The sequence below is a fragment of the Limnohabitans sp. DM1 genome (assembly GCF_001269385.1).
GTDB lineage: Bacteria > Pseudomonadota > Gammaproteobacteria > Burkholderiales > Burkholderiaceae_C > Limnohabitans_A.
The window spans coordinates 1-10,650 of the sequence record NZ_CXOO01000075.1; the positions used below are offsets into that span (position 1 = coordinate 1).

Here is a 10,650-nt window from a genome sequence, read left to right on the forward strand (position 1 = left end):
GACATCAACGCTTTCAAAAGCCAGTTCACCGGCTCGGGCGGCGACTTGGCTGGCCTGCGCCAACGGCTGGACAGCTTTTGCAAACGCACCCTGCGCAAGGACGTGACCGAGTACATCAAGTACACCGAGCGCAAAGCCATCACGCAAAAGTTCCGGTCAACGGACGACGAACACCGGTTTTACGAAGCCGTCAGCGACTACCTGACCCGCGAAGACAGCTACGCCATCCCCCGCCGCCAACGCCACCTGACCGAGCTGGTGCTGCGCAAGCTGCTGGCGTCTAGCTCGCTGGCCATTGCGGGCACCCTGGGAGTGATGAAAGAGCGGCTAGAAAAGCTGCGCGACCAAAAAATCCAGAACACCACCGACTGGGACCAAAACGACTGGATCGAAACCCTGGTCAGCCAGGAGGAAATGGAAGAAGACCTGCTGGATGAAATCCTGAACGGCAGCGACGAAACACCAGAAACCGGGACGACCGCCGCCCCCACAGACCCCGCCCAGCTCGACCGCCAACGCCTGAACGCCGAGATTTCCGAGCTGGACCGCCTGCACGCTTGGGCGCAAGGCATCGGCACCGACACCAAAACCACCGCCTTGCTGCAAGCGCTGGACGTGGGCTTCAACGCGTTGGCCCAAATGCAAACCGGAGGCGCGGCGCAACGCAAAGCGCTCATCTTCACCGAGTCGCGCCGCACGCAGGAATACCTTAAACGCTTTCTGGAGCACAACGGCCACGCGGGCAAAGTGGTGCTGTTCAGCGGCACCAACTCAGGCCCCGAGGCCAGCAACATCTATGAACGCTGGCTCACGGCCAACCAAGGCACGGGCCGCATCAGCGGCTCGCGCGACATCGACATCCGCACCGCGCTGATCGAGCACTTTCGGGACGAAGCCGACATCCTGATCGCCACCGAAGCCGCCGCCGAGGGCGTGAACATGCAGTTTTGTTCACTCGTCATCAACTACGACCTGCCCTGGAACCCCCAGCGCGTGGAGCAGCGCATTGGCCGCTGCCACCGCTACGGCCAAAAGCACGACGTGGTGGTCATCAACTTCTTCAACGAACGCAACCACGCCGACGCCCGCGTGCTGGAGCTGCTGGCTGTCAAATTCAAACTGTTTGACGGCGTGTTTGGCGCGTCTGATGAAGTGCTGGGCAGCATCGAATCCGGTGTGGACATCGAGCGGCGCATTCTCGACATCTACCGCACCTGCCGAACGCCCGCGCAAATCGACGCCGCCTTTGCCGCGCTGGGCCAGGCCATGAAACCCGCCATTGACGAACGCATGGCGCAAACCCGCAGCCAGCTGCTGGAAGTGTTTGACGCCGAAGTGCACGAACGCCTGCGCCTGCAGCGGCAGGACACCCTGAGCCACCTCAACCAATTCAGCCGCCGATTTTGGGACCTGACCCGCCATGTGCTGGCCGGGCAAGCCTGGTTTGACGAAGAGCACCTCAGCTTTGACCTGCCCGCGCCCACCGCTGCGGGCATGGACGAGGGCATCCCCCCGGGCCGCTACCACCTCATCTCGCGTCAACAACCCAGCGACGCCAATTCACTCGCCGTGAATGAGCCCGGCAAGGACGCCCACACCTACCGCCTGTCGCACCCCCTAGGCGAGTGGGTGGTGCACGCTGCCTGCCAAGCCAGTACCCCGGTGCAACGCCTGGTGTTTGACACGCGGCAAACCGAAGCCCGCGTCTCGGTGGTCGAAGCGCTGCGCGGCCAGTCGGGTGTGCTCACCTTGCAAAAGCTCACGGTGGACAGCTTTGAAAAACAGGAATACCTGCTCTTCTCGGCCCTGACCAACAGCGGCCAATCGCTGGACCAAGAGACCTGCGAAAAGCTCATGGCCACGCCCGCCACGCTGCAAAGCAACAGCGACGTTACCCAAGCCGAACCAGCCACAACCACCCGCCTGCAACAAGAAGCAAAGCGCCACGCCGACGCCACCGTGGCCCACGCGCTGGAAACCAACAACGCGCACTTCACCGAGGCCCGCGACAAGTTGGACCGTTCGGCCGAAGACATGGTTCAAGGGGCCGAGCAAGCCCTGCGCAATACGCGTGAACAAATCCGCATCGCCCAGCGCGAGGCCCGCCACGCCACATCGTTGGACGAACAACACGCCATTCAAGAACGCATCGCCAAGTTGGAACGTCAGCTGCGTCGCCAACGACAAGAAATTTTTGAAGTGGAAGACGACGTGAAAGACAAACGCGAACAGTTGATTGAGCAGCTGACGCAACGCATGACCCAACGGGTCCAAACCGAAACCCTGATGACGCTGACATGGGTCGTCATCTGACTGGCCTACTGAAAGAAAAGTAGAAATGAAAAAGCCTGCATCCGCCAAACACCAAGAACTTGTCACCAAATTGCGCGAGGTTTTCCAGATCGACCGGCCTGAATTGGACTTTGGCATTTATCGCATCCTCAACGCCCGAGCCACCGAGATCAACGATTACCTTGAAAACCGACTGCTTGAAAAAGTGCGCGATGCGCTGGGGCAAGGCGCTCAGGCCCAGAGCGAACAAGTCGCCCAAGAACTGCACGAAAAAGAAACCCAATACCGTGCCGATGGCATGGACCCCGACACAGTGCCCAAAGTCAGGGAGTTGCGCGAAAAAATGGCGCAATACAGCACAGGGGTTAATGAACACGAAAACGCAGTGTTCTCGCACCTGCTCACCTTCTTCTCACGCTACTACGACAGCGGTGACTTCATCAGCCAGCGCCGCTACAAGGGCGACACCTACGCCATTCCGTATTCGGGCGAAGAAGTCATGCTGCACTGGGCCAACAAAGACCAGTACTACACCAAGAGCGGCGAAAACTTTGCCAACTACAGCTTCAAACTTGCCGGGCAAGACGGCAAAACCGAACGCACAGTGCATTTCCGCCTGGTCGCGGCTGACACCGCCAAAGACAACCGCAAAGACAACGACAAAGACCGCCGTTTTGTGCTGATCGATCAGCGCACCCACACCCGCGTGGACGAGCAAGGAGAAGGCTTTGAAGAAACTCTATTGCCTGTGGAAGAGGTGGAGAGCACATCGCCAGGTGCAGGCAAAGAGCTGCTCATCCGTTTTGAATACAAGGCCGTGCCCAAAGGCAGCAAGCAAGATGCCCTGATTGGAAAGGCCGTGACCGCCGTATTGAGCGATGCTGCCGTCAAGGCCCGCTGGCTGGACCTGGGCAACCGCGCACCGACCGAGAAGAACCCGCAGCGCACCCTGCTGGAAAAGCACCTGAGTGACTACACCACCAAAAACAGCGCTGACTACTTCATCCACAAAAACCTGGGCGGTTTTTTGAGCCGCGAGCTGGACTTTTACATCAAGAACGAAGTCATGCACTTGGACGATGTGCAAAACGCCAACGCCTTTGCCGACATCGAAAAAAGCCTTCGCATGATCCAGTGCCTGCGCAGCATTGCACAGGAGCTGATCACCTTCTTGGCGCAGCTGGAGGATTTTCAAAAAAAACTGTGGCTCAAGAAAAAGTTTGTGGTGTCCAGCCACTACTGCATCACGCTGGATCGGGTGCCTGAAGACCTTTATGCCGAGATTGCGGCAAATGAGCGCCAGTGGGCGCAGTGGCACGAACTGGGTATGAGAGACAGCTCGGAGGTGGGGACGGAAAATGATTTGAGGTTTTTGCCTTTCCTGATGGTCGATACAGCGCTGTTTGATGGGAGGTTTCGTGCCCGCCTGCTCAACGCCATGCCTGATTTGGATGCCAGCGTTGATGGCTTGTTGGTCCACAGTGACAATTTTCAGGCACTCCATTTGCTGGGCAACCGTTACCAAGAAAAGGTGAAGTGCGTTTACATCGATCCGCCTTACAACACCGCCAGCAATTCCATACCCTACAAAAACACGTTCAAGCATTCGGCCTGGGCGACGATGATGGATAACCGCATCGCCAAGCTCAAGCGATTTATCCCTGAAGACGGAGCCATCTTCGTCAGCATCGACAAGCATGAACGTCAAAATCTTGAGCATGTTTTGAGCATCAACTTCGGTGAGGACAACCACATCGAAGAGCTGATTTGGGCCATGAACACCAACAACAGCCAAGCCCCTAACTATTCGACAAATCACGAATATGTGTTGGTTTATGCCAAAAACAGGCCGGTGGCTGAGCAAGACAAAAGCATGTTTCGCGAGCCTAAACCTGGCTTTGCCGATGTCATGGAACTCGTTGCACGGCTGAACCCAAACTATCCGCCTGTCTCTGAGATTGAAGCTGAACTGCGCAAACTTTATCGCGACCATCAGATCGAATACCGCCAAGAGGTAGAGGCGCAAGGTTTGGAATGGGAGGATGAAAAAGGAAATGATCCTTGGAAGGGCTTGTTCAACTACAGCGGCGCGGAATACCGAGATGCCAACGGTCGTCTCGTTCCTGATACTGAAGCTGCAGAGCGGAAGGCCAAGATTTGGATTTGGCAGGAAGACAACACATCAATGCCAGCGTCAAAACAGTCGCCGACTGTGAATGACCCCAATCACCCCAACTATCGGTGGTACAAGCCGCTTCACCCAATCACCAAGAAGCCGACGCCGCACCCTAAGAGTGGATGGAAGTTCGCTCTCGAACGTGATCCTGACAGTCCGAATAAGAGGAGTTTCCTTGCTCTTGATGCTGATGGAAGAATTGCATGGGGCCACGACGAAACGAAGGTCCCACGCATCAAGCGAATGCTGCACGAGGTTGAAACAAACGTCGGCAAGAGCGTGTTTTCCGACTACTCGGACGGTGAAAAACAGACACATGACCTTTTCAACCGATCCGGCGTTTTCCTTGCTCCCAAGCACGCCAGTTTTGTAAGCCGGTTCGTCCTTCACGCCACCCGATCTGACAGCACCGTTTTGGATTGCTTTGGCGGTTCGGGCAGTACCGCTCACGCTGTTTTCACTGCCAATCGGCTGGACGGTGGCAAACGCCGGTACATCACGGTTGAGCAAGGGGAATACTTCAACACGATCATTAAACCGCGCATGCAGAAGGTGGCTTACTCAGCCGATTGGCGACTTGGTAAACCGACAGCGCCAGAAACTGGCATCTCCCACTGCTTCAAAGTCCTCAAGCTCGAAAGCTACGAAGACACCCTGAACAACCTGCACCTGCAAAAACCCGCAAGCTCGCGCGATCTGTTTGGCAATCTGCCGCAGGCCGCGCAAGACGACTACCTCATGCGCTACATGCTCGATGTGGAAAGCCGTGGCTCGCTGTTGTCGGTGCAAGACTTCAACAACCCTTTCGATTACGCGCTCAATATCGCGGTGGATTCGGCGGGGGCCTATGAGCCACGCAAGGTGGACATGGTCGAAACCTTCAATTACCTGATCGGCCTGCGCGTGAAGTCCATCGATGCGCAGCAGGAACGAGGATTTGTAAGCGTGATCGGCACCCTGCCCAGCGGCGAAAGCTGCCTAGTGCTCTGGCGCGATTGCGACAGGATCGACTACGACGAACTGCGCCGCATGGCCAACCGCCTGCACTTGGAGGCGGCCAACAACCCCTTCGACGTCATCTACATCAACGGCGACCACAACATCCCGGCCAGCTACACGCCCTCGGCGGGTGAAGAAGCGGCAGGCTGGTCCCACAAGATTCGCCAGATCGAGCCTGAGTTTCTGGAGCGCATGTTCTCGGTGGAGGATGTGTGATGGCCAAGAAAGCCCACCCAAAGTCGGCGGATTCAAAGAAGGAGTCCAAAGAAACAGCAGGTTTGACAGTGCCTGCAGCGTCTGCGCCTGAAGAAACCAGTCAGACGGCTTTTGACCATTTGCTGAGCCAGTTACGCCAGTTGATTGGCGATGCCCGCAACCGTGCGGTGCGCGCAGTGGATGAAATTCAGGTGCAAACCAACTGGTCGGTGGGTCGGTACATTGTCGAGTTTGAGCAAGGCGGTGCGGTGCGTGCAGCTTATGGCAAGCGTTTGTTGCCCTTGCTGGCCGAAAAATTGAAGGCGGATTATGGGCAGGGTTACGACGCCTCGAATTTGCGCTACATGCGCCTGTTTTACCAAGCGTTTCCAATTCGTGACGCACTGCGTCACGAATTGTGCTGGACGCATTACCGCTTGTTGACCAAGTTGGATCGCGAGGACGCACGGCAGTGGTACATGAACGAGGCTGCCACGCAGAACTGGAGCACACGCGCCCTGCAACGGCAAATGGGAACCTTGTATTACGAACGTTTGCTGCTGAGCAAGGACAAGGTGGCCGTGGCGCAAGAGGCGCAGCACAACCTGGAACAGCTGGATGCCGGCCCGCGTGCATTTTTGCGTGACCCCATGATGCTGGAGTTTTTGGGCTTGCCCGGCGCTGGTGCCTTGCTGGAGTCGAGCCTGGAACAGGGTTTGATGGACAAGTTACAGGCTTTCTTGCTGGAGCTGGGCAAAGGCTTTGCTTTTGTGGCGCGGCAGCAGCGCATCAGCACGGAGAGCAAGGATTTTTATATCGATCTTGTTTTCTACAACTATTTGCTGAAATGCTTTGTATTGATTGATCTGAAAACACAAGAGTTGTCACACCAGGACATTGGGCAGATGGACATGTACGTCCGCATGTACGACGACCTCAAGCGCGGCGAGAGCGACAACCCCACGGTGGGCATTTTGCTGTGTGAATCGAAGGATCAATCGGTGGTGCGTTATTCGGTGCTGCATGGTAGCGAGCAGATTTTTGCCAGCCGCTACAAGCTGGTGTTGCCATCAGAAGACGATTTGCGTGCCGAGTTGAAGCGCGATGCCGAGGAAATTCGCTTGGCGATGAAACTGAAAGAACAGGGCTGACCATGGCCACAAGAACAAAAACAGCTGCGGTGCCCAAAAAGCGCACTTTCCATCAGGAATTGGTCCTCAACCGCTGGGTGCTGGGGTTTTTTCATGGCGGCACGCTGGCTGCCATCAAATCCCGCATTGCCGATGACCGGTTTGAAGGGATAGACGAAGACGGGCAGACCCAGTTCTTTCATGAGCTGACCCGTGGGCTGTTTGATCCCAACAAGGTGCCTGAGAAAGACTTGCGGCGTTATGACCTGAACATCGTCGCGCACTGGCAAGCCATCACAAACCAGCGCAACCAGCGTGAAGGCCATGCGCTGCAGATGAAGTATTTCCAGTACCTGTCGCTGCTTTTTAGCGAGCTGTATCTGGATTGGTACTTCAACAAGCGCCAAGCGCTGCTGAATGGGCTGAATGCTGAAATGGCCCTTTACCGCAGCGAGACCGGTGCCTTGGTGTTGCAGGATTTCGTCGCCGACGAGCTGAACAAGGTGGCGTTCTGGAGTGCAACGGGCAGTGGCAAAACGCTGCTGCTGCATGTGAACATCAAGCAGTATTTGTACTACTTCCAAAATGGCAAGCCCGACCACTACCCGGACAAGATCATCCTGCTCACGCCCAACGAGGGCTTGTCAGCGCAGCATTTGACAGAGCTGCACTTGTCGGGCTTTGGCTTTGCCCAGCCTTTCAACAAGACCCAAAAGCCGCCCAAGGGCACCATCGAAATCATCGACATCAACAAGCTGGGCGATGAGATGGGTGAAAAAACGGTGGCGGTTGATGCCTTTGAGGGCAATAACTTGGTGCTGGTGGACGAGGGGCACCGGGGCACGGGCACGGCGGCGGGTGCTTGGATGGCGCGGCGCGAGGCTTTGGTGCGCGGGGGCTTCGCCTTTGAGTATTCGGCCACGTTTGGCCAAGCCGTGGCCAAAGGCCGCACGATTGCCGAGGAAGAAGAGGAGTTGAAGAAAGCCAAAGCCAAAATGCTCTTTGGCACCAGCAGCCTGAAAAAGTTGGGCCCTGAAGAAACAGCCCAGTTGTCGTTGACTCTGGAGGACAAGCGCAGGGCTCGCATCAGGGCCACGAAAGAGGTGTATGCCAAATGCATTCTGTTTGACTATTCATACAAGTATTTTTATGCCGATGGATACGGCAAAGAGTCGCTGATTCTGAACATGGATGGTGAAGCCTATGCACTTGCAGAAAACGCACAAAAGTATTTCACCGCTTGCATCCTGTCCTACTACCAGCAAATGTGGTTGTGGGAAACAAGCCATGGCCAACTGACCGAATTCAACATTGAAAAACCTTTGTGGGTGTTTGTCGGTAACACCGTCACAGGCGAGGATTCGGACGTTTTGGAGGTGGTGAATTTTCTGGCGTTTTTCCTGAACAAAGATGACAAGGTCAAAGCCTGGCTGGCTGACCTGATTGCAGACAAAGCGCAAATTCTGGACGCTAAGCGAAACAATATTTTTCACAACCGGTTCACCCCCTTGATGGGGTTTTTGGGCCGTATTGACGATCTTTATGCGGACATCCTGCAACGGGTTTTTAATGCGCCATCTCGGCAACGGCTCAAGCTGGTCAACATCAAGGCCAGCAAAGGTGAACTGGCTTTGCGTGTCGGGGATGCCGAGCCATTTGGATTGATCAACATTGGCGACGATGCAGGATTTTTCAGCACTGCCGAAAACGCAAAGGCGTTTGAGAACGAAACCGATGAGTTTGGCGGTCCATTGTTTGGAACCCTCAACAACAAGGGCAGCAAGCTCAATGTGTTGATTGGCTCCAAAAAGTTCACCGAAGGCTGGAGCAGCTGGCGTGTTTCGACCATGGGCCTGCTGAACATGGGCCAGGGTGAGGGTTCTCAAATCATCCAGTTGTTTGGTCGTGGGGTTCGTTTGAAGGGCAAGGGTTTTTCTTTAAAGCGAAGCACCCCACATGAACGCCCCAAGGGTCTCAATTTGGAGCTTTTAGAAACTCTGAACATTTTTGGTGTGCGAGCCAATTACATGAACACCTTCAAAGATTATTTGGTGGAAGAGGGCATTGTTCCTTTCGACGAAATCTTGGAGCTGGACTTTGAAACGCGGGCCAATTTGCCTGCAAGTAAATTGAAGACCCTGGCCCTGAAAGATGGGTACAAAGACAACCAAAAACTGGGCTTCAAGCGCACACATTACCCGTGGCTCTACGAAGTCCCTGCGCCATTCCTTGCCAAGATCAAGCCTGCGCATGTGGTGCTTGATTTTTACCCCCGTGTGGCCGCTATGGCATCAAAAGACAGGACGCTCAAAAACACGGAGGCGCGTGAAGAAGGCAAACTGAACCCCCAGCTTTTTTCAGTGTTCGACTGGGATCGCATTTACCTGGCCGTCATGCGTTTTAAGTTGCAACGCAGCTGGAGCAATTTGCGCTTGGATATGCAAAAGCTGCGTGACTTTGCCGAGGGGCCAAGTACTTGGTACACGCTGTTTACCCCTTCAACCGAATTGGCAATCAACACATACGCCGATGTTCGTAAGCAAGAAGATTTTCTGATTCAGCTTCTGTGCGATTACACAGATCGGTTCTACAAGACACTGAAAAACGCGTATGAGGGTCAGTTCTACGATGTTGTGACCATGTCGGACGAACATGGCTCCATGCTGAAGCTGTATCACATTGCGATTGAAGACAGCCCAGAGGGCCACGTTTACAAGCAAAAGCTGGAAGTTCTTCAAAAGCTGGTGCGAGAGGGCAAGATTGGCGAAGCCAGCCAGTGGGGGGCCAACAACATGGTTGCCATCAGCTTTGATCGGCACCTTTTCTATCCCTTGCTTTCGCTGGAAAACAAAGACGCTGTGCCATTGAAAATGCGACCCCTCGCGTTTGATGCGCCAAGCGAATGGGAGTTTGTGAAAGACCTTGAGGCTTTCTACGACAGCCCAGCAGGGCGTGACGCCATTGGTCAACGCAGCCTGTATTTGCTGCGCAATGCAGACCGTCAAGAAAAAGGGCTTGGTTTTGCACTGGCAGGTAATTTTTACCCTGACTTTTTGCTCTGGCTGGTAGACGACCAAACGGGCGATCAGTGGCTGAGTTTTGTGGACCCCAAAGGCATTCGCAACATGGACCTGTCAGATCCGAAGCTGGGGCTTTATTTGGAAGTGAAAACCTTGGAGGCTGAGCTGCAAAAGCAAGCCAAAAAGGGCGATGCCAAGTTGACGCTCAATGCCTTCATCTTGTCCCACACAAACTTCACAGACCTGCTCAATGTGGGCGGGCCAGAGCAAAAGGTCGAGCTGGAAAAACGCCACGTTTTGTTCATGGGGGATGGTCCGAAAAACTATCTCAAAAAGAGGTTCTCTTGAAATTTGAGTGGGTAAGCTTCTGCCATATTGATCAACTTTTGAGCGTGAATTGATGACTGCCAAGCTGTTTGAATCTGCCCTGGGCATCACTGACCCGTGGTGCGTTGCCTCGGTTGAGTTCGACGAAGGTGCCAAGACCTTGACGATATTGATTGACTTCAAAGTCGGCAGTCGCTTTGCAGTCTCGGGTCACGATGGGCTGCATGGTGTGCACGACACGGTGGCCAAGACGTATCGGCACCTGAACTTCTTTCAACACGAGTGCCATCTGCAAGTTCGCACGCCTCGCGTGAAACTTCCCAACGGTTCGGTGCGGTTGGTCGAGCCTGATTTTGCCGGGCGACTTAATGGCTTCACCTTGCTGTTTGAAGCCTTCATTCTGATGCTGTCTGGCCAGATGCCATTTGCCGCCGTCTCGCGTCTTGTCGGGGAGTCGCCGCACAAGGTTCTGGCCGTGTGCGAAAAGTATGTTGAGATGGCCTGTGGCTTG

Annotated in this window: 5 protein-coding genes; all 5 read left to right on the plus strand. The window is 55.1% G+C overall.

The features are described 5' to 3' along the window. Window positions 1-2,313 (plus strand): helicase-related protein (locus AMM33_RS21150; protein ID WP_090143204.1); only part of this gene is annotated, 2,313 nt, incomplete at its 5' end. Between the two features lie 25 nt (window positions 2,314-2,338). Continuing rightward, a complete protein-coding gene (locus tag AMM33_RS21155; RefSeq protein ID WP_090143205.1) occupies window positions 2,339-5,683 on the plus strand; it encodes a site-specific DNA-methyltransferase in 3,345 nt (1,114 codons plus the stop codon). After that, window positions 5,683-6,813, plus strand: coding sequence for a PDDEXK nuclease domain-containing protein (locus tag AMM33_RS21160; RefSeq protein WP_090143206.1), 1,131 nt, complete (start codon window positions 5,683-5,685; stop codon window positions 6,811-6,813). Before AMM33_RS21155 ends, AMM33_RS21160 begins: the two co-directional genes overlap by 1 nt. 2 nt (window positions 6,814-6,815) lie before the next feature. After that, entirely contained in the window at window positions 6,816-10,160 is a 3,345-nt protein-coding gene (locus AMM33_RS21165) for a DEAD/DEAH box helicase family protein (protein ID WP_090143207.1), read from the plus strand. Between the two features lie 52 nt (window positions 10,161-10,212). Continuing rightward, window positions 10,213-10,650 (plus strand): transposase family protein (locus AMM33_RS21170; RefSeq protein ID WP_194945656.1); only part of this gene is annotated, 438 nt, incomplete at its 3' end.

Coding starts and splice junctions, on each gene's coding strand:
- AMM33_RS21155 (WP_090143205.1), top strand. CDS start 2,339: ATGAAAAAGCCTGCATCCGCCAAACACCAAGAACTTGTCACCAAATTG.
- AMM33_RS21160 (WP_090143206.1), top strand. CDS start 5,683: ATGGCCAAGAAAGCCCACCCAAAGTCGGCGGATTCAAAGAAGGAGTCC.
- AMM33_RS21165 (WP_090143207.1), top strand. CDS start 6,816: ATGGCCACAAGAACAAAAACAGCTGCGGTGCCCAAAAAGCGCACTTTC.